Genomic DNA, 21748 nt, shown 5'->3' with positions numbered 1-21748 from the left:
GACATCATGGCCGTCACATTGAACGATACGCTTGACGTCAAGCGCGGCGATATCAAGCATTACGACTTCGGCATGCCGTTCTGGGACGCGACGCGGCAGAAGAAGCTCGTGATTCAATATTGCAAGGTCGCGAAGAAGTTTCAGCACTTCCCGCGGCCGGTGAGTATCTTCACCGGCCGGCGCCGCGACATCGAATGGCGCGAGGTCTCGGGCAAGGGCAAGGTGTACTCCTTCACCATCGCGCACCGTGGCCCGCCGGCATTCCAGGGCAAGGAGCCCTATGCCATCGCCAGCGTCACGCTCGATGAAGGCGTCAACGTGATCGCCGACGTTGTGAACTGCACGGCCGAGGACTTGAAGGTCGGCATGCGGGTCAAGGCCTACTGGCATCCGCTCGACAACGGCGAGCACCTCCTGATGTGGCAACCGGACAAGGACGCGAAATGACCGGACCGGAAGCAGCTCGCGGTCCGAAGGCCGTTGCCAAATTCCTGAAACCCAAGTCCGTCGCCATCGTCGGCATGTCGACGCGCGCCGGCAGCGCCGGACAGGTGATCCTGCAGGCGCTGAAGCTCAACAAGTTCGCCGGCGATATTCATCTGGTCGGCCGCAGCGATGAGCCGATTGACGGCCGCCCGGTGCTGAAAAGCCCGGACGATCTGCCGGAGGGTGTGGATCTTGCGGTGTTCACTCTGCCCGCAGCCGGCGTGAAGGAAGCGGTCGCGGCCTGCACGCGGCGCAAGGTCGGTTCGGCGATGATCTTCGCGGCCGGCTTCGCCGAGGTCGGCGAGCAGGAGATGCAGGACGAGGTGACGAAGACGGCGCGCGACGGCGGCCTCGCCATCGTCGGGCCGAATTGCCTCGGCGTCACCAACAATGTCGACGGCATGATGCTGCACATGCTGTTTGCGCGCGAGGCGCTGCGCTGGGGCAAGGAGTCCAAGCCCGGCGTGGCCTTCGTCGGCCAGAGCGGCGGCATGCTCGGGCATTTCCAGCGCGCCGCGGACGGCCGCGGCACGCCGTTGTCCTACGTCATCTCCACCGGCAACGAGATCGGGCTCGAGTCGACCGACTTCATCGAATATCTGGCCGACGACGTCGCGACCCGCGTGCTGGTGGTCTACACCGAGCAGGTGCGGCGGCCGCGCGAATTCCTCGCCGCGATCCGCCGCTGCCGCGCCGCCGGCAAGCCGGTGATCCTGATGTTCCCGGGCCGCAGCGTGAAGTCGCGGCAGGCCGCGCAGTCGCACACCGGCGCGCTCGTCGGCGATTATGCGACCATGCGCACCCAGGTCGAGGACGCCGGCGCCATCGTCGTCACCACCATGGACGAGATGATGGATCTCGCCGAGATTCTCGTCCGCTATCCGAAGCCGCCGGTGAAAGGGCCGGGGATTCTCACGGCATCGGGCGCGTTCGTCGGTCTCGCCAATGACATGGCGGAAGACCTCGGGCTGGAGTTTCCGCAGGTCGAGCCGTCGACCTTGAAGATTTTCGACGACACGCTGCCGCCCTACGGCAATTACGGCAATCCGCTCGATGTGACCGCGGGCTTCACGCCGACCTCGCTGCCTGCCGTGGTGAAGGCGCTGACCGACGATCCGAACATCGGCATGCTGTACATCTCGTTTCCGATCAACAGCGCCGTCGTTGTGAATAGTTTCAACAAGGGCATGGAAGGCTCCGACAAGCCCAAGGTCATGGTGGCGCTCGGCGACACCTGGGTGCTGGGGCCGGATGTCATCGAAGCGATGAAGCAGAGTCCCGCGGTGGTCGGGCGATCGTCGGATCGCATGATGCGCGCCGTCGCGCTCTACACGTATTACGGCCGCCTGCTGGCGCGTTCGCATGCCAACCATAAGACCGGGCCGATCGAAGGCATGCCCAAGTTCGGCAAGGGCACGCAGCCGGAATGGCTCGGCAAGAAGGTGCTGGCCACGGCCGGCATCCGTGTGCCCGCGGGCGACTTGGCTCGTACGGCCGATGAGGCGGTGGCGATTGCCAAGCGCATCGGCTATCCGGTGGTGCTGAAGGCGCAGGCCGCCGCGCTGTCGCACAAGACCGAAGCCGGCGGCGTGATGCTGAACATCGCCGACGAGGCCGCGCTGCGCGCCGCCTGGGACACCATGATGGCGAGCGTCAAGCGCGCCGCACCGGGCGTGACGCTCGACGGCGCATTGGTCGAGAAGATGTCGGCCAAAGGCCTCGAACTGATGATCGGTGCCAAGCGCGATCCCGAATGGGGCACAGTGCTGCTGCTCGGGCTTGGTGGCATCTGGGTCGAGGCGCTGGGTGACGTACAACTCCTGCCGGGCACCGCCGACAAGGCGCAAATCCTCGAAGCGCTGAGGAAGCTCCGCTCGGCAAAGCTTCTCGCCGGCGTGCGCGGCGCGCCGCCCGCGGATGTCGATGCCATCGCGGACGCAGTGCTGGCGGTCGGCCGCTTGATGGCGGCGGTGCCGGAACTCACCGAGATCGACGTCAATCCGCTGATGGTGCACGGCAAGGGTCAGGGCGTGACGGCGCTTGACGCTTTGATCGTGGCTTGAGCGGCTGCCGCAACGTGCCGCGCAGAAGGCACGACGGCGGGAAGAAACGGATGGGAGGAAACACGATGACGCTCAAAGTTGTCGGGTGGATGGCCGCGCTCCTCCTGTGCGCGTGCCTGCCGGGACAAGCGCAGACCTACCCGACGCGCGAAATCCGCATCGTCGTCGGTCTGCCGGCCGGCAGCGGCGGCGACATCGTCGCGCGCTACTACGCCGACAAGCTGCAGCAGCTTGCCGGCAAACCGGTGATTGTCGAGAACAAGCCCGGCATGATCATGTCGATCGGCGCCGATGCGGTCGCCAAGTCGCCGCCCGACGGCTACACCATTCTGGTGACGTCGGTGACGTCTGCGCTCGCCGCCAACTTGTACAATTTCAAGAAGCTGCCTTACGACCCGATCAAGGACTTCACGCCGGTCGCGATGCTGCAGAAGAGCTACTTCATCCTGATGGTGCGCTCCGAAGCACCGTGGAAAACGGTGAGCGAGCTCACCGAGGCGATGAAGCTCAAGGGCGAGAAGGCGAGCTACGGTTATGGCGCGCCGCCGGCTCTGGCTTCGGCCGAACTGTACAAGGCCCGCAAGGGCCTGAAGGCGGTCGGCATTCCGTACAAGACGTCGATGGCGTCGTTGCCGGAGATGTTCAGCGGCGAGATCGATTTCCAGTTCATCGATTCCACCGCGGGCACGCCGCTGCTTTCGAGCGGCAAGGTGCGGGGGCTTGCGGTCAGCTCCGGCCAGCGGGTGCCGGGCGTCAATCTTCCCACCATGGCGGAGGCGGCGGACATTCCGGGGTTCGATATTGCGCCGGTCTGGGGCGTTCTGCTGCCGGCGGGCGCGCCGACGCCGATCGTTGCGCAACTGGAGACCTGGTTCGCCACGATCAGCAAGATGGATGCGACGCGCCAGTATCTTGCCACCACCCATGCGGCGCCATTCCCAGGCGACGCCAAGGCGCTGGCCGATTTCATCCCGAAGGAGATCAAGAAATGGGAGGAGCTGGCCAGGCTCGCGAAGATCGAGCCGCAATGACGCGGATCAATTGCGGTTGGCCTGTCCTTTTTCCTTCGCCTGCTCCTTTGCGACGATCTCGGCGACCAGCGGCTTCCACTGCGCCATCTCCTGCTCGATCTGAGCGCGAAACTGGGCCGGTGTGTTTTTCACCGTCGTGGCGCCGGCCTTGCGCATCTGCTCTTTGATCTCCGGATCGTCGGCCATCTTGATCAGCGCGTCCGACAGCTTGCTGATGATCGCTTCCGGTGTTTTCGGCGCCACCAGGACGCCGTTCCAGGTCTCGACCAGGAAGTCCGGCGCCACCGTCTCGTGGATCGACGGCAAGTTCGGCAGATACGGGCTGCGTTCCCGCGAGGTCACCGCGATGCCCCGCACCGTGCCGGCCTCGATCTGCGGCAGAGCGTCCGTCATGTTGGCAAACGAAAGATCGACGTCGCCGGCCATCACGGCCGTGGTCGCGGGTGCGCCGCCCTTGTAGGGGATGTGCACCATCAGAGTGCCGGTGCGCGCCTCGAACAGCTCCGCGGCATAGTGCGTGAGGCCGCCGGCGCCTGCGGAGCCATAGTTGAGTTTGCCGGGGTTGGCCTTGGCATAGGCCACGAGCTCGGCCGGCGAATTGACCGGCAGGTCCTTCTTGACGATGACGGCCTGCACGATGGTGCTGACGATCCCGACGGGCGCGAGGTCCTTCAGCGGGTCGTAGCTGATCTTCTGGGCGAACGGAGCAACCGAAATGGCGCCGACGCTGCAGACGCAAAGCGTGTAGCCGTCGGGCGGGCTGCTCGCGACAGCCTGCGTTCCGACAATGCCGCCGGCGCCGGCGCGGTTGTCGACGATGACCGATTTGCCCAGCGTCTTCTCCAGGTAGCGCGCGGTCAGCCGGCCGACCAGATCCGTATAGCCGCCTGCCGCATAAGGCACGATCAGCGTGATCGGCCGCTCGGGCCAGTTGCCTTGCGCGTGGAGCGCGGTCGGCCCGGCGAACAAGCCGAGCGTCAGCAGCATCCGTCCCAGAAATCTCATACCCATCTCCATCCAACCCGTTTTTTCCTCGGCGCTGCGAGAAGCAAGCTCTTTGCCGTGTCTGCCGGCATGGCTCGCGGCATCCAGCCCGTCCAATGCGCACAGCATGGCGAAAAAGAAACGGGCGCGCGAGAGGCCGCGCACCCGTTTCTCTGCGATTCATTGTCACTGAATCGTCGCCACTGAATCGTCGTCACTGATTCATGGCCGCGGTCAGGCGGCGATCGCTTCCGGCAGGATCGAAGCGTTGGCGTCGTGGCGCTTGCCTGCGCGCAGGCAGAACAGCGGCTGCAGCAGGCGTTCGGCCAGCACCTGGTTCTTCTCGTTGTCGCGCAGCAGGAACTTGCCGCGCTGGTCGGCAAGCACCGACACGTCGGCGTCGAGCCCAGGCTTCAGCGAGCCGATTTCGTCCTGTTTGCCGATCATCGCTGCTGCATTGGTGGTCACCATCGGCACAACCTGTTCAAGTGTCAGCCCCAGAGCCAGCATCGAGCTCATGGCCTGGGAGAGGCTGAACTTGGCCTGACCGAAGAACGGATTGGCCTCATCGTCAGCATGCTCGGCGGGTGTGCCGGGCGGTGGCGGCACATGAGTGTTGTAGCCGTGCATGTCGGCGCCGAGTGTGTCCGGCACGATCCCGGCATCGAGCGCCTTGCGCGCCAGACGGTAGGAGAAGTGGCTGCCGTGGCCGACGTCGACCTTCAAGCCGCGCGCCAGCGCAGCCTTGATCACCTCGTGCACCTCGCCCTCGCGGTTGACGAAACCGCCCGGATGCCGCGTGAACGGGTGCGCCAGGATGTCGCCCGGCCGCAGCTCGGGAATGACGCGCTCGAGAATCGTGTCGGCGTCCTCGCCGTTGGCGCCGCTCTTCGGCAGGCCCCAGAGCTGGCCGAAGTGCACGTAAAGCGGCAGGTTGGTCTTGCGTCCGATCTCGGCCGACATCTGCAGCACCTTGATGCCCCAGCGCGCGAAGCCGCCGATTTCTGCATGGCCCTTGATGCCGCGCACCAGATCGAGGTTGGACTTCGCGGCGTCGACAGCCGCCTGGATGTTGATGCCGTCCGGACTATAAAGGGTCGGATAGAGATGACCTTCGAGGCCGCCGACCAGATAGGACGACAGGAAAGCGTAGACGCGGGTCTTGGCTGTCTTGGCGATGAATTCCCGGAAGCCCGGCAGCGTCATGCAGGACGGGCCGCCCTGATCGATCACGGTGGTCACGCCCGATTGCACGCCGACCAGATCGGGGTCCATGCCGAAGCGGCCGCTGACATAGCGATAGACATGCGCGTGGGTGTCGATCATGCCCGGGATGACGATGCGGCCGCGGACGTCGATGGATTCCTTGGCGCTGGTCGGCAGGATGTCCTTCTGCACGGCCGCGATCTTGCCGTCGCGCACCGCGACGTCCATCACGCCGTTGATGCTTGAAGCAGGATCGATGACATGGCCGCCGCGCAGCAGCAGGTCATAGAGTTTGGTGTCGGACATGGCAGATCTCCAGGTCAGCGGTGCTGGCGGATTGGCAAATTATAGGGGAGCGCAACAGGAATTCACACGCTTCGTTGCATCATTGATGATCGTTCCGCACGCGCGAGCGCCCAAATCTTCATCGACGCGGTTCGAGCTCATGCGCTAGCATGGCAAGACATGGGTGCCGCGGATGCTGATAGGGCTTCGCTCCAGAAAGCATATCTCGCCGTTCGAGCTTGTCAGGCCGGCAAGCCTCGAAGCCGCTTGCCGCGCATTGTCTGCACTCGGCCGCAATGTCGCGATGGCCGGCGGTATCGATCTCATCGACCGGCTGAAGCTCGGCGAAGCGGTCGATCGCGTGATCCATCTTTCCGGTGTCCGCGAGCTTTCCGGCATTCGCCGCGATGGCGATACGGTTTCCATCGGTGCGCTGACGACCCACGCCGAGGTCATCAGCAATCCGCTTCTTGCGGAGGTGCTGCCGGATTTGCCGGCCATCTGGCGTGGCGTCGCCAATCCCCGCGTGCGGCACACCGGCACGATCGGCGGCAATCTGATGTCGGCGATGCCGCACTACGATGCTGCTCCGGCGCTGCTGGCGCTCGGCGCTTCTCTCGTCAAAGCTGGCACCTTGCTGGAGCGAGTCCGTATTCCGATCGCTCCACACCAGAGGCTGCTGGCGGAGCGCTCGCTGCATCCGATCATCTCGGTCTATCTCGGTGCGCGCCTGGAAGGCGGAAAAATTCACTCCGCGCGGATCGCGGTCGGCTGCTGTCATGCGCAGCCGGCCACGGCCGACTTGCCGCTGGCCGGCGTGTCTGTGACCTCGCTCGGCGCTGACGCCGCCGCGATTGCAAGCAAGGCTGCGGCTTCCTTCGCCGAGCCGCTCAGCGATGGCCTTGCCAGCGGGTCATATCGCCGCCGGATGATCGAGGTGCTGACACGGCGTCTTCTCATCAAGCTGGGATCGCAGCCGTGAGCGACGTCGCGATTTCATTCGAGCTCAACGGTAAGCCGCACAAGCTTACGGTCGCGCCGAACATGACGCTCGCTGACCTGCTGCGCGAGCGCTTCGCGCTGAACGGCTGCAAGGTCGGCTGCGACGAAGGTGTGTGCGGCGCCTGCACCGTGATCGTCGACGGCGCGTCGGTCTCGGCCTGCAACACGTTTGCTTTTGCGATCGACGGGCGCTCGATCGCCACGATTGAAGGCCTCGCCAACGCTGGCACTCTGCACCGCGTGCAGGAAGCATTTCTCGAAAGCGGAGCGTTCCAGTGCGGCTTCTGCACGTCCGGCATGATTCTTTCGATTGCGACGCTCTTGGCGCGAGAGCCCAAGCCCGACGAAGCGACGATCCGTGACTGGCTTGCCGGCAATATCTGTCGCTGCACCGGCTACCGCCAGATCCGCGACGCCATCGAACGCGTCATGCATGATGCGCCCGCCGAGGCCTTGTCATGAATGCGCTCGTTCCCCCGCCCGACACGCCGTTCGGCGAAGCTCGTAACAAGGTGACGGGCGGCGCGGTCTACACCTTCGATTTCACCTTGCCGCATATGCTGCACGGCAAGCTTCTGCGCAGCCCGTTGCCGCACGCCCGCATCCGCGGGATCGATGCGAGTGCGGCCGAAGCGATGCCCGGCGTGGTCTGTATTGTCACCGGCGCCGATACGGCGGCCTTGCGCGACCCGTTCTACGGCGTCTCGCTGCGCGACCAGCCGGTGTTGGCGACCGATCGCGTGCGCTATGTCGGCGATCCGGTCGCTGCCATTGTCGCCGTTGATGAGATCACGGCGTTCCGCGCTGCCGCGGCGATCAGGGTCGACTACGAGCCGTTGCCGGCGCTGATGACCATCGATGATGCGCTTGCACCCGGCGCTGTGACGATGTTCGATGAGCCGACGCGCGGTCTTCCGCTGAACGTCGGCAAGGGCTGCACCAGTGTCGCCGATCCGGCGCCGAATGTGCTCTACGCCTGCTCGTTCGCACATGGCGACGTCGACCGCTGGCTCGATCAATCCGCCAAGGTGTTCACCGACACGTTCTCGATCGGCAGAATCAACCATTTCCATCTCGAGCCTTATGTAAACGTGGCGCGCTGGAGCGGCGACCGGCTCGAAATGTGGTCCTGTAATCAGGACCCGTTCGTGCTGCGTGCCGACATTTCGCGTATCTTCGGCATCGGTGTGCATGCGGTTCGCATTCACACGTTGCTGGTCGGCGCGGGCTTCGGCGGCAAGTCCTATTGCAAGATGGAGCCGCTGGTCGCGCTGATGGCGCGCAAGGCGGGTGCGCCAGTGCGCCTCGTGTTGTCGATGGATGAAGGCCTGCTGACGCTGGTGAAGCATCCGGCGCAACTGACGTTGACGACCGGCGTGGACGCCGAGGGCCGATTGATGGCGCGCCGCGCCGACATTGTGCTCGATGGCGGAGCTTATTCGGACGCTTCCACCCTCGTTGCGCTCAAGTGCGCATTCCGCATGGGCGGCTCCTATCGCTGGCGCGCCATCGATGCCAGGGCCAAGGTCATCCGCACCACGACGGTGCCCTCGGGCTCGTTCCGCGGCTTCGGCGGCACGCAGGGGACGTTCGCATCCGAGCGGCAGATCGACATGATCGCGCGGAGGCTCGGTGACGATCCGCTGATGTTCCGTGAGCGCAATCTGCTGAAACCCGGCGAGCCCTACGCGCCGAATGACAGCGGTATCGACAGCGATCTCGTGGCGGGGCTCGAGGAAGCCGCCGAACGCGTCGGCTATCGCAAGCCGCGCGAGCCTGGCCACGGCATCGGGCTTGCGATCGGCGTGAAAGATGCCGGCGGCACCGGCAACCACGCGCAGGCGCTGGTCCGCGTGACGCAGGGCGGCGAGGTGATGGTCCATGCCGCGCTGGTGGAGATCGGCCAGAGCGCGCCCGAGGCGATGTGCCGGATCGCGGCCGAAACGCTCGGCCTGCCGCTGCACCGCGCCACCTATGCGGCGGTCGACACCGATCACAGCCCGCCAGACAACGGCACCCATGTGAGCTGCGGTACGCTCGTCACCGGCCTTGCGGTCGAGCAGGCGGCGCGGGATGCGCGGCAGCAGATCGTGCAGTTCGCGGCCCAGCAGCTTGGCTGCGACGCAGGCGAGATCGTGCTCGAAGGCTGGGAGGCGCGGCGCGGCAACGAATCCTATCCGCTCGAGCCGATGATCCGCCGTTACTATGGGGGCATCGGCTGGGAGTTCATCGGCCGGGGCAGCTTCAAGGAGCCGTATTATCCCGATGCGCCGATGGGCGCCCGCAACCTGTCATGGATGCCGTGCTGGTCGGCCGCCGACGTGAGCGTCGATCGCGAAACCGGGCAGGTCACGGTGCATAAGCTCGTGGTTGGCTCCGATCCCGGACGCGCGCTGAACAAGCAGGTCTGTCATGGGCAGGTCGAAGGCGCGGCGATCCAGGCCTTTGCCCAGGCGCTGTTCGAAGAGCTGCGCTACCGCGGCGAGGCGCCCGAGAATGCGACGCCCTTGACCTATCGTGTGCCGCGCTATCGCGACATCCCCGAGCTCTTCGAGAGCTTCATTGCCGAGCATCGGCTCGCCAGAGGTCCTGGCGGCCTCAAGGGGATTGGCGAGGCCGGCATGCTGGGCATCGCGGCGGCCATCGCCAACGCGATCGAGGATGCGACCGGCGCGAGCTTGACGGCGGCGCCGTTCACGCCCGAGAGGGTGCTCGCCGCGCTGGATGCGCTGTCCGCCAAATAGTGACGCCGCGCCGCTCAACTATTTGTCGATACGTTCCCAAACCAGTTCCTGATGCTGCATCACGCCGGCATAGAGCCTTCGCGGCGGCGCCAGCACCATCGCACCATTCTCGAAGCGCACATGGCGCACCTGATCGCCGCCGACGCGGCTGGCCTCCGAAGAGGCATCCACCCGTGTCGACAGCGTCGTGCCGTCGAACGAGTAGTTGCCGGCATAAGACATGAACTGGCGCGGCTCGCCGTCGAGCTGCGCGCGCCCGTCGCACAGCACCGCCATCATGCGGCCGTCGGCCTGGAAGGTGACGAGGCCCATCGCCAGCGGTCCGTAAGGCTGCGGCAGCACCGCGCCGTTGTCGTCACGCCCGATGGTGCTTTTCAACCGCCAGATGCCGACGATGCGCGGGTCTATCGTGGTCATGATTTCTTCCAGACGTCTTGTTCGTCGATGACGCTGACATGGGCGGCAACCACATGCCAGCCGTCGGGAAAGCGCACCCAGGTCTGCATCTGCCGGCCGACCTTGCCCGGGGCGGTCGGGCGATGAAACAGCGTCGAGGCCACGGCACAGTCGCGGCCGTAGGTGGTGATCACGGTCTTGGAGATGGTGCGGGCGAGGCCCGTCGGCTTGCGCGCTGCGCGGAACGCCGCGATCTCGTCGAAGCCGTAAAGGATTTCCTGGCCGCCATAGCGGATGGTGCGTGGGTCGATGCGGAACGTGTCGTCCAGCACCGCGACGTCGTTGCTCACCAGCGCTTTTTCGTAGCGGTTGAAGGCGGCCGTGACCTCGGCCACCACCTCCGGCAGATCGATTTCCATGAACATTGCCCCTTCGCGTTCCGGCCTTTGGCCGGTGGGCAGTTTTGCCGCTCGGCACACCGGCTGCAACAGCGCAGAAAGCAAATCGGCCGCAGCAGGGCTGCGGCCGATTGATTGACTTTGCTTCGTCGCGGCTTAGCGCTGGGCGCGGCGGTCGTTGTTGACCCGCGCCCTGGGCTTCGGTGCGGGCTCTGCCGCGCCGAACAGCCGGTCGAAGAACGACGGGCCGCCGCCGAACAGGCCGCCGCCGGAGCCGCCGAAGGTGCCGGGCTGCATCTTGACCGGCGCCGTGGTCGAGCCCTTCGGCCGGTCGATCGCGATGTCGGCCACCTTGCGCTCGGAGCCCTTGAGGATCGAGAGCAGCTTCTGATCGCGGCCATAGATGTCGTCGCGGATCTGCAGCTTGCCCTCGTCGTCCACGAAGGCTGTCTGATAGGTGAGATGCACCGGCACGTAGTGCGGGAATTGGATGTTGATCTCCGAGCCGCCGAACATCTTCTGAAGCCGATCCGCCGTGTAGTGTTCGTTCGGCAGCACCAGCGACAGCAGCACCTCGCCGTACTTCAGCGGGTTCTCGACGCGCATGCAGCCGTGGCTGTAGGCGCGCTTGTCATGAGCGAACAGGTTCTTGTCCGGCGTATCGTGCTGGTAGACCAGGAACTTGTTCGGGAAGTTGAAGCGGATGCGGCCGAGCGCGTTGCGCTCGCCCGGCGGCTGATAGATGCGCACGGTGCCGTCCGGGTGCTGCTCAACCTTGAGGCCGATGCGCTCCATCGCCTGGGGGTCCTGCTGAAGCGCCGGCAGGTACTCGTTCTGGATGATCGAGGGCGGCACGTTCCAGGTCGGGTTGACCGTGATGTACTTCATTTCGGCGGAGATCAGCGGCGTCGGCAGGTTCGGCTTGCCGACTACCACCTTTGTCTTCCACACCTGCTGGCCGTCGCGCAGGACGCGCAGCGTGTAGTCCGGAATGTTGACCATCACGTAGGTCTTGCCGAGGTCGCGCGGCACCCAGCGCCAGCGCTCCATGTTGGCGATGATGATGTCGACAGTCTTCTCGCGCTTCGGGCCGTTGATGGCGTCGAGCGTCGCCGACGTAAGCTGGCCGGTCGGGGACAGGCCATGCTCCTTCTGGAACTTGGCAATCGCACCGGACAGTTCCCGGTCGTAGTTGGTGTCGCCATTGGCCGAATTGATGCCGAAGCGCTCGCGCAATGCGGGCACCCGCGCGTCGGACATCAGAACTTCCTGGCCCTTCTTGTCCTTGCTATATTTCAGCGTCGGCCCTGACGGGATCATTGGCTTCTCGACATCCGAGCCCTTGCGCGCCTCGGCGAGCTTCGCTTTCAGCGCCTTGAACTGCGGCTGCGGCGGGTTGTAGCTGTCGAGGGCTTCGGCGACGTCCGAAGCCTGTGCCAGCTTCGCCAGCACCTCGGCCGGTTCGGGCTTCACGAGATCGTAGGAGATGTCGCCCGAAACGCGGGTGAAGTTCACCTGGCCGGTCTGGGCGCGCCGGGCATAAGTCAGCACCGTGTCGGTGAATTTGATTTCGGCATCGACGAGCGCATCCGCGTCGCCGGACTTGATCTGCGGCATCACATAATCGGCCGGATCCATGCCGTTGGCTTCGATGCCGGCGAGATAATCGGCGGCCGCCTTCGCGCGGCTGTTCAGCGCGCCATCGGCGACCCAGAGCGGGGCGAAGTCGCGGCTCGCATAGAACTGCTCGATTGAAGCGCGTTCCTTCTTGCCGCCGATGAAGCGGTCGAACTTGCCGGAGGCGATCTGCTCCTTGAGCCTGTCGGCGATCGCGCTGCCGGCCGAAGGGGTTTTGTCGGTCGAAGTGGCCTTGGCAGGGGCTGCGCTCGGCGCCGAATTGGTCAGATCGCCGGTGTTGGCGCTCTTGTCGGCGCTCGGGGTGTCCTTGACGGCGATCGCGTCCGTTGTGGCGGCCGCCGGGGCCGCCGCGGTCTGCGTCTTGCCCTGGGCCGATTGGGCCAAGGCCCCGCCGGTCGAGGTCAGCGCTAAGGCGGCAGCCAGCGCCGTACCTGCCAGCAGGTGATCAAACCGCGGATGTCGCATGCAGTTCTCCCCGAACCCCGCTCCGAAGGCGGGGGCCCTCTGTTCGGCTCTTCAGGCTATTTCAGCCCGACAAGGTTAAATATCAGGACCGGCAGTTCTTTGATACCGGCCCGCCAAATCGTGTGACGGTATTTTGCGTCCGGAATTGGGAATTGTCCCCGGAAATCAGCGATTTTTGCCCGGTGTTGCGACTCCGCACCACCGGGTTCTACAGCCTGCTCGGCGGTCCTATCGCTATACCGATGGAATGATCTTGAACCAGGGGAAGGCCCATCCCAGCAGCGTCGGCGGCCAGGGCAGAGCCATGAACTGATCGAAGGCGAGCCAGATGCCGAAGATCAGGACCGTGACGTAGGGGATCACGAGTTTCCAGCGCTCCGGTCCTTCGACACGCATGAACAGGACGACGAAGATCGCGGCCGTTGGAATGAGCCCGATCACCGCCATCGAGGCCATGAAGCCCAGCAGATAGCCGTAGAACCGCGCCGAGCGCTCGATGATGGTGCGCAGCGGCAGATGGCCGGTGTCGGACTCGAGATCCATATGAATCTTCTGCTCGACCTCATGCTGCGCCTGCTCGGCGAGGCTGCCATCGGCCGCGGCGGCCGGCTTGCGGCAAAGTTCGTTGAACAGACTCAGGCCCGCGACCACCAGTGCGATGATACCGACGATCATCGGCACGAGCTTTGCGGCGAACGCCCAGGACTGCGCCGCAACGACCATCGCGCCGACCATCACGATGAAGAACATCGTGAACAGGTGTTGCGGCTTGAAGTGCGGCGCCTGGAAGTTCGACAGCATCCCTTTGACGCCGCCTTGCCGGCGCACGTCGGTAAGGAACGGCCGCACCAGGCCGATCACGGCGAGCGCGAGCAGGATGATAACCACCGGGCGGGTAAGCCACGAATAGCCGTAACGCTCGATCGAGATGAACATGTAGCGCTCGATCGAGTCACCGAGCACGAGGCCGAGCACCAACGGCGGCCGCGGCCATTTGAACTGCTTCATCAGCCAGCCGAACACGCCGAACGCCAGCAGCGCGATCAGGTCGCCCCAGCTGCGCGAGGCCTCGAAAGCGCCGATGTAAACGACGCTCAGCACCGCGGGCAGAATGAGCGTGTAGCGCAGCGTGGCAAGCTTCGCGAATTGCGGGCTGAAGGCGTAGCAGGCGCCGGCGCCGAGAATGTTGGCGAGCGCCACCGACCACACCATCGCGTAGGTGATGTCGAGGTTCTTGTGCAGCATGTCCGGGCCCGGAACGAGCCCGTGGATCAGGAAGGCGCCGAGCAGGATCGCCATGGTGGCGCTGCCCGGCACCCCGAAGGCCAATGTCGGCACCAGCGCGCCGCCTTCCTTGGCGTTGTTGGAGCTTTCCGAGGCGATGACGCCGCGCACGTCGCCCTTGCCGAAGGTCTGGGCCGCGCCTTTCTCGGTCTTCAGCGCGTGGCCGTAGGCGAGCCAGTCCACCACCGCGGCGCTGATACCCGGAATCGAGCCGATGCCGCCGCCGATCCAGGAGCAGCGCATGATCAGCCACCAGTTCTCGAAGCAGTCCTTCACGCCCTGCCACTGGCCCTTGTAGATGTCCTTGTTGCTAACGCCGTGCGCGATGGCGACGCGGGCGATCAACAGGTCGCAAAGCTCCGGCAGCGCGAACAGGCCGAGGAGGATCGGCGTGATCGGCAGGCCGTCCCAGAGGTAGAGGCTGTCGAAGGTCCAGCGCAGCGTTCCGGTCTGCGGGTCCGATCCGATCATCGCGATCATGACGCCCAGGCAGCCGGCGGCGGCGCCGCGCAGCGGCGCGCTGCCGGACAGCACCGCGACCATCGATATGCCCAAGACCGAGAAGGCGAGCAGCTCCGGCGAGCCGAGATAGAGCATCACCGGGCGCAGGATCGGGATCGACACCGCAAGCAGCATCGCGCCGAAAACGCCGCCCATCAGCGACGACATGTAAGCGGCAGAGAGCGCGCGGCCGGCTTCGCCGCGCTTGGCCATCGGGAATCCATCCAGCACCGTTGCCGCGGAGGCTGCACCTCCGGGCACGCCGAACAGGATGGCTGGAATAGGATCGCCGGTCGCCGTGGTGGCGCCAAGGCCGAGCAGCAGCGCGAAGGCCGAGTAGGGGTCCATGCCGAAGGTGAACGGCAACAGCATCGCGGTACCGGCGAGCCCGCCGATGCCGGGCACGATGCCGAGCACCAGCCCCATCACGCAGCCGAGCATCAGGAACATCAGGCGATGCGGCTCGATCAGGGCAATGAACGCCTTGCCCGCCGCCGCCGCCATGAAAGCTGCATCCGCTCCAATGGCTTCCATGGCTCAGCGACTCTCTACCTGCATCGGGGCTCCAATCACGCGCACGTCCGTTGTTGCTTCACGGCTTTGCAGCCGTTTTGGGCGACAGCGCCTGCCTCGCCCGTTCTATCAGATGCTGTGGCGTCGCATAGAGACTTGCGACCAGCGTCTGCAGTTCGTCGCCGGGAAGGGGATCGACGTCGAGCTGCATCTTTTCCGCCTCGGCGCGGAGCGTCTTGTCGTTGAGCGCTGCGACGAACGCCTTGCGCAGCGCTGCTGTTCGATCGGCCGGGACGCCCGGCGGCATCACATAAGGCCGGCCGAACAGGCCCTGGCTGAAGACAAGCTCGATGGTCTTGCGGTCGTCTTCGGTGCGGGCGAGGTCGGCGGCGCGAGGCACGCCCCGCTTGTTGAGGTCGTCGTGGCCCTTGTTGCTGAGCTGGACCAGCACGCGGATGGTATCTTTTGAGAACCAATCCGGGTGCATGGTCTCGATGCCGGTCCAGCCGATGCCGCAGGCGCCCTGCACCTCACCGCGTTCGAGCGCGAGCGTGATCTCGCGGCTGCCCGGATAGCCGGTGACGATCTTGAATTTGGTGCCGAGGATGTTGTTGAGCAGCAGGGGCAGATCGTAGGTGGTCGCCCCCGGATTGCTGGCGCCGATGATCAGCTCATGCGTCAGCATATCCTTGAAGGTCTTCACCGGCGCGTCGCTGCGTACGTAACAGACATAGACGTCATTGTTGGCGCTGCCGAGATAGACGAGCTTGCTCGGATCGTGCGGCACCGGCTGATCGCTGAGCAGCGGTTGCAGCACGGCGCCGGGAAAGATCGCGCCGATCGCGGTGCCGTCCTTCGGCGCGACCGAATAGATGTAGCCCGCGGCGCGGTTCGAGCCTGCGCCGCTCATGTTCTGCACCACGATCATGGGATTGCCCGGAATCGCCGAGCCCATCGTGCGCGCCAGCAACCGCGCATAAGTGTCGTAGCCGCCGCCAGCCGACGAGCCGACCACCATGGCGATCTGCTTGCCTTTGTAGAAAGCTTCGACCGGATCCTGCGCCGCGGCCGCGCCGCTCAGCGCGCATGCCAGCGGAAGGCACGCGAATGCTGCGGCAACAAGCCGAAAACAACAGCCGACAGGCATCCAAGCGTCCCGCGTTCCATCCCAAGCGACCGCCGTTTCTTGTTCCCCCGCGTTTCGCTCGCGGCCGGAGGTTTTCAGGGCGGTGTGCGACTGTCAACTCTATGCGCTCATCCGCTTTCCGGGCAGCGGAACGTGATAGCTTCTGCGGTGGCCGAAGCGCCTCTGACGCTGTAGGTTTCGGCGCTGCCGGAACCCGCGACACGCGGACGCAGGCGGCAGTGCCGCCCAAACGAGTGGCAGTCAAAAGCGACAGGTGAGGATCATGATCGACTTCTATGGATTGACCAGCCCCAACGTGCAGAAGATTTTCATCATGCTCGAGGAGTGCGGGCTTCCTTACAATTTCAAGCCCGTCGACGTCTGGGCGAGCAAACAGCACACGCCCGAATTCGAAATGCTCAATCCCAACAAGAAAATCCCGGTGATCGTCGATCACGACGGTCCGGGCGGCAAGTCCTACACGGTGTTCGAGTCCGGCGCGATCCTGATGTATCTTGCCGAGAAGACCGGCAAGTTCATGCCGAAGGACACCGCGTCCAAGTACGAAGTCATCCAGTGGCTGATGATCCAGGTGTCGGGCATTGGACCGGCATTCGGCAACTTCACGCATTTCAATCTGTTTGCGCCGAAACCCAACGACTATTCGCTGAGCCGCTACAAGACCGAAATGCTGCGACTCTACGACCTGCTTAACAAGCGGCTCGGCGAGGTGAAGTATCTCGGCGGCAAGGAATACTCGATCGCCGACATGGCGACCTTCCCGTGGACGCGGCAGCATCAGGCGCAGGGCGCTTCCCTCGACAATCTGCCGAACTTCAAGCGCTGGTTCGAGGATATCTCGGCGCGGCCGGCGGTGAAGACGATGATCGCCAAGCAGGGCGAGATCAAATCGAGCCGCGAAACCGCGACCGACGATCACAAGGATCGCTTCTTCAACCGCGGCAAATACGCCCGGGCTTGATGGCGATGGGACGTATGTTCTGGAAGCAGTCCCTCGCCTTGATTGCAAGGCGAGGGACTGCGTGCCTGCTGTTCATGCTGTGCGCGTTGACCGCGTTCGGCGAGACCGCGCGCGCCGAGGATCCTTTTCCGTCGCACCAGATCACGCTGATCGCGCCGTTCGCGGCCGGCGGCTCGGCCGATATCGTCTCGCGCATTCTGGCCGAAGGCCTCGGCACGCGGCTCGGTCAGACCGTCATCGTCGACAACAAGCCCGGCGGCAACAGCGTCATCGGCATCCGCGAGGCGATCAAGTCGAAGCCTGACGGTTACACGATCCTGCTCGGCTCGCTCGGCGCCAATGTGACGCCGGCGCTGATGCAGAAAGACTACCCGTTCGACCCGCTGCGCGACTACATGCCGATAGCCACCGTTGCCGAATGGTCGGCGTTGTTCGTCGTGAACAAGAAAGTTCCGGTGTCCAACCTCAAGGAATTCATCGCCTACGCGAAAGAACGCCCCGGCAAGATCAATTTCGGCGCCACCGGTTATGGCGGGCTCGCGCACATGGTCAGCGAAGTGTTCATGCAGCAGACCGGCATCAGCATGCAGCATGTCCAGTACAAAGCCGGCTCGCAGGCGACCACGGATCTCCTGTCGGGTGCGATCGATGCCCACATGATGAGCTCGCCGGTTGCGGCGGGCCAGATCGAAAGCACGCAGCTCAAGTTCCTGGCAGTGGCGAGCAAGCACCGGCTCGGCGTCGCGCCGAACGTGCCGACCATGGCGGAGGAAGGCTATCCCGGCATCGATCAGACCAACTGGCAGGCGATCTTCGCGCCGCCCGGCCTGCCGCAGCCGATCCGCGACCGGCTCGCGCAGGAGATTCTTGCGGTGGCGAGCGATCCGGCGACGCAGGCGAAGATGAAGCTCGGCGGTTTCGAGCCGCTGCCGCTCGATGGTCCCGCGACCGAACGAATGTATCGCGATGAGATCGTGCGCTGGACGGCGATCATCAAGGAGCGCGGGCTCGGCGATCGGTACCGCTAGAGTTTGATCCGCTCAAATCGAAGCGCCGGAATTCTCGGCCCTGGGTCCCCGCTTCCGCGGGGACGAACGTGGAGAGAGTTTGCCGGACCATCAACCGTTCGTCCCCGCGGAAGCGGGGACCCAGTCCTTTACAAGGCGATTTCAACGATTTTGAATCATGCTCTAGCGCGAGCCCCTGGAAACAAGCTTGGCGTTTGATACACCGACGCTCACATCGATATCGCGCTGACTTCTCTCCAGTTGGCGCGCGTGCTCTTCGTAGTCGAGCGCAAGCGCCTCGAATTTTTTGGCAATCACCTCGCTCGCACAGCGAGCCGCCATGCGACGGCAGCGCGCGGCGGATTGCAACAATGTGTTTACGTCGGTCATGCGTTTCCCTGGAACCGACTGACAGCAGGTCATGCGCGGCAGGTGAGGACGCGATGGTGCAGCCGAATTCTTTAATCGCTCGTTAGAGCGATCGCGGACTCACTGTCTTATTGCGGCACTTCTTTGTGGCGCACTCGCGTCAAAGGACAAAACAAAAACCACAGCAAGTGTTTTTGCCGGCGACTCCGCTGCGAAAGCGGTTACGCCGCAACGCTTTGCGGCTCCGGCTGCTTGTAGGCCTTGAGCCGCGGCATCACTTCTTTGGCGAAGATCGTCAGATTCGAGACCGTGTCCTCGTGATTGAGGAAGCCGGCGTGCCCCATCATCAGGAGATTGCCCATGCCGCCGCAATACTCCGTGAAATCGACGATCTGCTGATAGACCTGATCGGGCGTGCCGCAGAACAGGATGCCAGCGTCAATCAAGTCCTGCACGCTGCCGGAATGCATGCTGATGACGCGGCCGTCCTTTGTGAAACTCCGCGGCGGTGTCATGCCGCGCAGCATCTTGGCGTTGTCGTCGGCGCTGAGGAAACCCGGCGGATTGCGGAACGGCACGTGGACGATGGCCGATGAGCGCAGATAGCCGGCGATCAGTTCGCCACGGCGGCGGGCCTCGGTTTCGGTGGCGGCGGTTGCCACCAGGCCCAGATAGGCAAAGCGGTCGGGCGGAGCAGGGCGCTTCCACTTCGCCTCATAGCCCGCGCGATAGGCATCCTGCAGCGGCCGCGTGGCATAGCCCGAGCCGAGCGTCGCCATCACGTAGCCCTTGCCGCCGAGAAGCTTCGCCTGCGTCGTGCTGCCGGTGGTGGTCCAGACCGGCGGATGCGGCGCCTGCACCGGCCGCGGCCAGATGTTGACGTGCCGGTAATGGAAGTGCTCGCCCTCCCAGTTGAACGGTTCGCCCTGGTGCGTCATCGCCTTCAGGATGAAGTCATGCGACTCCCAGAAGCGATCCATGACACCGACCGGATTCTGGTTCGACGCCGGGAACTCGTAAGGCACGCCCTTGATGAAGCCCATGTCGAGCCGGCCGCGCGACACCACGTCGATGGTGGCAAGCTCCTCGGCGCAGCGCAGCGGGTCGGGACGGTGGCCGATCGGGTAGCCGAGCACCAGGATGCGCGCGTTCTTGGTTTCGCGCGCCAGCACCGACAGGCCCACGATCACCGTCGACGACATGCAGGTCGCGGTCTGGTGATGCTCGTTGACCATGATGTTGAAGCCGAGCTCGTCGGCGAGCTTCCATTCATCGTAATAGCGATGGAAGAGATCGCCCGCGACCTTCGGATCCATTGCCGCATTCGGCAGGTTCACGCGCAGCGAACCCTGATGATTGTTCCAGGCCGGGAAGTAAGGCTGCTCGGTGAAGTGGTAAACCTGCATGCGTCGTCTCCTCAGGCGCGGCGCGAGCGTTGCACGCCCGGCTGCTGCGCGTCGGCGAAGCCGAGCGTGCGGCGGGCGAAGTCGTCGGGTTGCTCGATATGCGGAAAATGCCCGGCGTGCTCGATGGTCTCGAAACGCGCGTTCGGAATGAGTGCGCCGTAGCCGCGGCCATAGGTTTCGCTCAGGATGCGATCGGCGGTGCCCCACAGGAACAGCGTCGGCACGCTGACGCGGTGCAGCCGCGACTTGAGCTTGGGGTTGTGCATGTAGGGCGACCACGCGAGCCGCGCATAGGCTTCGCGGTTGCGCGCCGCGGCCAGCGACACCGCCTCGGGCAAATTCTTGTAGTCACGCTCGCCGTTTTTCGGATCGTGGTAGGCGAGCTTGTTGAACTCGTCCGGCATGATCGACCAGATGTCGACGATATCGCGGGTCTCGCGGTCGCCGATCTTCACGCCGATGGGATTGCCCATCACCAGCGCGGCGAGACGCGTCGCATTTTTCACCGCGATCTCAGCCGCGATCCAGCCGCCAAGACCGACGCCGACCACCAGCACATCGTCGAGGTCGAGCTGCTCGAGCAGATCGAGATAGAAGTAGGAGACGTCATCGACGGTGCTCATGCCCTTTGGCAGCTGTGAGGTGCCGAAGCCGGGGTGCGATGGCGCGATCACGCGGCCGCCGCGCTCCAACGCTTTGAGCACGGGCGCGTCGAAGTCGATGCCGATGCCTGGATGCAAAAAAAGGATCGGCCGGCCGTGCCCCCGATCCACCAACTCGATCGTCGTGCCATTCACCGCGATCGAAGAAACAGCCCCTGCGCCCGCGGACATGCACCTACCCTTGCGTTCGAGCTTGCTTTGTTTTTCCGGCCCTGTTCATCCCATTGCATGACCGCAGGCGCTGTTTCAAGATCGCCGCGCATTTGCGCGTTCGCATGCGAGGAACAACGCCATGGATACCGCCGAAAAGCTCCCAGAAATCGAAATCCGGCCGAACTTGACCTATGCCACGCATGACAGCGTTGCGCTTGGGGGCGACCTTTATCTGCCCAAGCAGGCGGGTCCGCATCCGGTGTTGATCGGCGTACACGGCGGCGGTTGGGTGCAAGGCGCGCGCGGCGCGTTTCAGCACTGGGGCCGTTATTTCGCGGCGCGCGGTGTCGCGCTGTTCGCGGTGACTTACCGGCTCGCCAAGTCCGGGCAGAAGACCTTTCCGCATGCCGTGCAGGATGTGCTGGCTGCGGTGCAGTTCGTGCGCGGCAACGCCAAAAATTTCGGCATCGCGCCCGACCGCGTCGGAATTTTCGGTCATTCGGCCGGCGGCAATCTCGGCGCGCTCGCGGCGCTTGCCGGACGCACGCCGCTGTTCGCCAACGGCTATCCGCAGGACGAGTTTGCGAAAGAGAGCACCGAGGTGAAGGTGTTCGCCGGTCTTTACGGAGTCTACGACCTCGCGCAGATGTGGCAGACCTACAATCTGCAGAGCCCCGGCGCGAACAACATCGAGAAGTTCCTCGGCGCGTCGCTGGTCGACAACCGCCAGCTCTATTTCGACGCCTCGCCGATCAGCTATGCGTTGGCGGCGAACAACAAGATCGCGGTGCATTTGAGCGTCGGCACCGAAGATGATCTGGTCGACCGCAGATTCCACACCGAAGCCTTCGTGATGGCGCTGAAGCAGGCGGGCTTCTTCGTGCGCACCACGATCGTGCAAGGCGCGCCGCACTACTTCGGCAGCGATCCGATCGACGAGCCGAACAGCTCTTCGGGGTTTCTGGCGCCGCGATTGATGCGGTTCCTGCAGGAGAAGCTCTAATTCAAACGCTGCCGCTACGTTTGCATCGTTTGTCGGCAATGCGC

The 21748-nt window shown here is 64.5% G+C and carries 19 protein-coding genes; 9 read left to right on the top strand and 10 right to left on the bottom strand.

Features of this window, described 5'->3' with window-relative positions; all coding sequences use genetic code 11:
- The first annotated feature begins 6 nt into the window (after nucleotides 1-6).
- The 3 genes from RHPLAN_RS33580 (at nucleotide 7) to RHPLAN_RS33570 (ending at nucleotide 3580) form a co-directional block, all read left to right on the top strand.
- Nucleotides 7-447, top strand: a complete 441-nt coding sequence (locus RHPLAN_RS33580; protein WP_068028010.1) for a Zn-ribbon domain-containing OB-fold protein — start codon at nucleotides 7-9, stop codon at nucleotides 445-447.
- Nucleotides 444-2549 carry an acetate--CoA ligase family protein gene (locus RHPLAN_RS33575; protein ID WP_068028007.1) on the top strand — a complete coding sequence of 702 codons (2106 nt, stop codon included), beginning with the start codon at nucleotides 444-446 and terminating at the stop codon, nucleotides 2547-2549. Before RHPLAN_RS33580 ends, RHPLAN_RS33575 begins: the two co-directional genes overlap by 4 nt.
- 65 nt (nucleotides 2550-2614) lie before the next feature.
- Complete coding sequence (locus RHPLAN_RS33570) at nucleotides 2615-3580, top strand: Bug family tripartite tricarboxylate transporter substrate binding protein (RefSeq protein ID WP_198164611.1); 966 nt, start codon at nucleotides 2615-2617, stop codon at nucleotides 3578-3580.
- A gap of 6 nt (nucleotides 3581-3586) precedes the next feature.
- Here RHPLAN_RS33570 and RHPLAN_RS33565 read toward each other — a convergent pair whose 3' ends face one another.
- Nucleotides 3587-4585, bottom strand: coding sequence for a Bug family tripartite tricarboxylate transporter substrate binding protein (locus RHPLAN_RS33565; RefSeq protein WP_198164610.1), 999 nt, complete (start codon nucleotides 4583-4585; stop codon nucleotides 3587-3589).
- A 213-nt stretch (nucleotides 4586-4798) separates the two neighbouring features.
- Nucleotides 4799-6076, bottom strand: coding sequence for an amidohydrolase/deacetylase family metallohydrolase (locus RHPLAN_RS33560; protein WP_068027997.1), 1278 nt, complete (start codon nucleotides 6074-6076; stop codon nucleotides 4799-4801).
- Between the two features lie 172 nt (nucleotides 6077-6248).
- Here RHPLAN_RS33560 and RHPLAN_RS33555 point away from each other — a divergent pair, with 172 nt between their 5' ends.
- From RHPLAN_RS33555 to RHPLAN_RS33545, 3 genes are read left to right on the top strand one after another with little or no spacing between them, the layout of a single operon-like run.
- The gene (locus RHPLAN_RS33555) at nucleotides 6249-7037 is read left to right on the top strand and encodes an FAD binding domain-containing protein (protein WP_068027996.1); all 789 of its coding nucleotides are present in this window, start codon (nucleotides 6249-6251) and stop codon (nucleotides 7035-7037) included.
- Nucleotides 7034-7519, top strand: coding sequence for a (2Fe-2S)-binding protein (locus tag RHPLAN_RS33550; protein ID WP_198164609.1), 486 nt, complete (start codon nucleotides 7034-7036; stop codon nucleotides 7517-7519). The genes RHPLAN_RS33555 and RHPLAN_RS33550 overlap by 4 nt, the downstream gene beginning before the upstream one ends.
- Nucleotides 7516-9801: a xanthine dehydrogenase family protein molybdopterin-binding subunit gene (locus RHPLAN_RS33545; protein WP_068027986.1), complete on the top strand. Its 2286-nt coding sequence runs from the start codon at nucleotides 7516-7518 to the stop codon at nucleotides 9799-9801. Before RHPLAN_RS33550 ends, RHPLAN_RS33545 begins: the two co-directional genes overlap by 4 nt.
- 18 nt (nucleotides 9802-9819) lie before the next feature.
- On the opposite strand, the gene RHPLAN_RS33540 is transcribed toward RHPLAN_RS33545, so the two are convergent.
- The 5 genes from RHPLAN_RS33540 to RHPLAN_RS33520 all read right to left on the bottom strand — a co-directional run bounded on the left by RHPLAN_RS33540 (nucleotide 9820) and on the right by RHPLAN_RS33520 (nucleotide 16143).
- On the bottom strand, nucleotides 9820-10218 hold the full coding sequence (locus tag RHPLAN_RS33540) for a lipocalin-like domain-containing protein (RefSeq protein ID WP_068027983.1): 399 nt from the start codon (nucleotides 10216-10218) through the stop codon (nucleotides 9820-9822).
- Nucleotides 10215-10616: an oxalurate catabolism protein HpxZ gene (gene hpxZ, locus RHPLAN_RS33535; protein ID WP_068027980.1), complete on the bottom strand. Its 402-nt coding sequence runs from the start codon at nucleotides 10614-10616 to the stop codon at nucleotides 10215-10217. The genes RHPLAN_RS33540 and hpxZ overlap by 4 nt, the downstream gene beginning before the upstream one ends.
- Before the next feature lie 135 nt (nucleotides 10617-10751).
- Nucleotides 10752-12698 carry a L,D-transpeptidase family protein gene (locus RHPLAN_RS33530; protein ID WP_068027976.1) on the bottom strand — a complete coding sequence of 649 codons (1947 nt, stop codon included), beginning with the start codon at nucleotides 12696-12698 and terminating at the stop codon, nucleotides 10752-10754.
- Nucleotides 12699-12932: 234 nt separating this feature from the next.
- The gene (locus tag RHPLAN_RS33525; RefSeq protein WP_068027973.1) at nucleotides 12933-15017 is read right to left on the bottom strand and encodes a tripartite tricarboxylate transporter permease; all 2085 of its coding nucleotides are present in this window, start codon (nucleotides 15015-15017) and stop codon (nucleotides 12933-12935) included.
- 58 nt (nucleotides 15018-15075) lie between these two features.
- Nucleotides 15076-16143, bottom strand: a complete 1068-nt coding sequence (locus tag RHPLAN_RS33520) for a Bug family tripartite tricarboxylate transporter substrate binding protein (RefSeq protein ID WP_068027970.1) — start codon at nucleotides 16141-16143, stop codon at nucleotides 15076-15078.
- 262 nt (nucleotides 16144-16405) lie between these two features.
- On the opposite strand from RHPLAN_RS33520, the gene RHPLAN_RS33515 reads away from it, so the two are divergent.
- Nucleotides 16406-17104 carry a glutathione S-transferase family protein gene (locus tag RHPLAN_RS33515; RefSeq protein WP_068027967.1) on the top strand — a complete coding sequence of 233 codons (699 nt, stop codon included), beginning with the start codon at nucleotides 16406-16408 and terminating at the stop codon, nucleotides 17102-17104.
- Nucleotides 17104-18132, top strand: a complete 1029-nt coding sequence (locus RHPLAN_RS33510) for a Bug family tripartite tricarboxylate transporter substrate binding protein (protein ID WP_084246095.1) — start codon at nucleotides 17104-17106, stop codon at nucleotides 18130-18132. Before RHPLAN_RS33515 ends, RHPLAN_RS33510 begins: the two co-directional genes overlap by 1 nt.
- A gap of 162 nt (nucleotides 18133-18294) precedes the next feature.
- On the opposite strand, the gene RHPLAN_RS39930 is transcribed toward RHPLAN_RS33510, so the two are convergent.
- The 3 genes from RHPLAN_RS39930 to RHPLAN_RS33500 all read right to left on the bottom strand — a co-directional run bounded on the left by RHPLAN_RS39930 (nucleotide 18295) and on the right by RHPLAN_RS33500 (nucleotide 20719).
- On the bottom strand, nucleotides 18295-18501 hold the full coding sequence (locus tag RHPLAN_RS39930) for a hypothetical protein (protein ID WP_157100645.1): 207 nt from the start codon (nucleotides 18499-18501) through the stop codon (nucleotides 18295-18297).
- A 200-nt stretch (nucleotides 18502-18701) separates the two neighbouring features.
- Nucleotides 18702-19886: an LLM class flavin-dependent oxidoreductase gene (locus RHPLAN_RS33505; RefSeq protein WP_068027957.1), complete on the bottom strand. Its 1185-nt coding sequence runs from the start codon at nucleotides 19884-19886 to the stop codon at nucleotides 18702-18704.
- 11 nt (nucleotides 19887-19897) lie between these two features.
- Complete coding sequence (locus RHPLAN_RS33500) at nucleotides 19898-20719, bottom strand: alpha/beta fold hydrolase (protein ID WP_084246093.1); 822 nt, start codon at nucleotides 20717-20719, stop codon at nucleotides 19898-19900.
- 121 nt (nucleotides 20720-20840) lie between these two features.
- On the opposite strand from RHPLAN_RS33500, the gene RHPLAN_RS33495 reads away from it, so the two are divergent.
- Entirely contained in the window at nucleotides 20841-21704 is an 864-nt protein-coding gene (locus tag RHPLAN_RS33495; protein WP_068027951.1) for an alpha/beta hydrolase, read from the top strand.
- Nucleotides 21705-21748 lie beyond the last annotated feature (44 nt).

Origin of the sequence: Rhodoplanes sp. Z2-YC6860, assembly GCF_001579845.1 — a bacterium.
Taxonomy (GTDB): domain Bacteria; phylum Pseudomonadota; class Alphaproteobacteria; order Rhizobiales; family Xanthobacteraceae; genus Z2-YC6860.
Note: the sequence above shows the minus strand (reverse complement) of the source record. Positions and strands in the feature narration are given on the sequence as shown.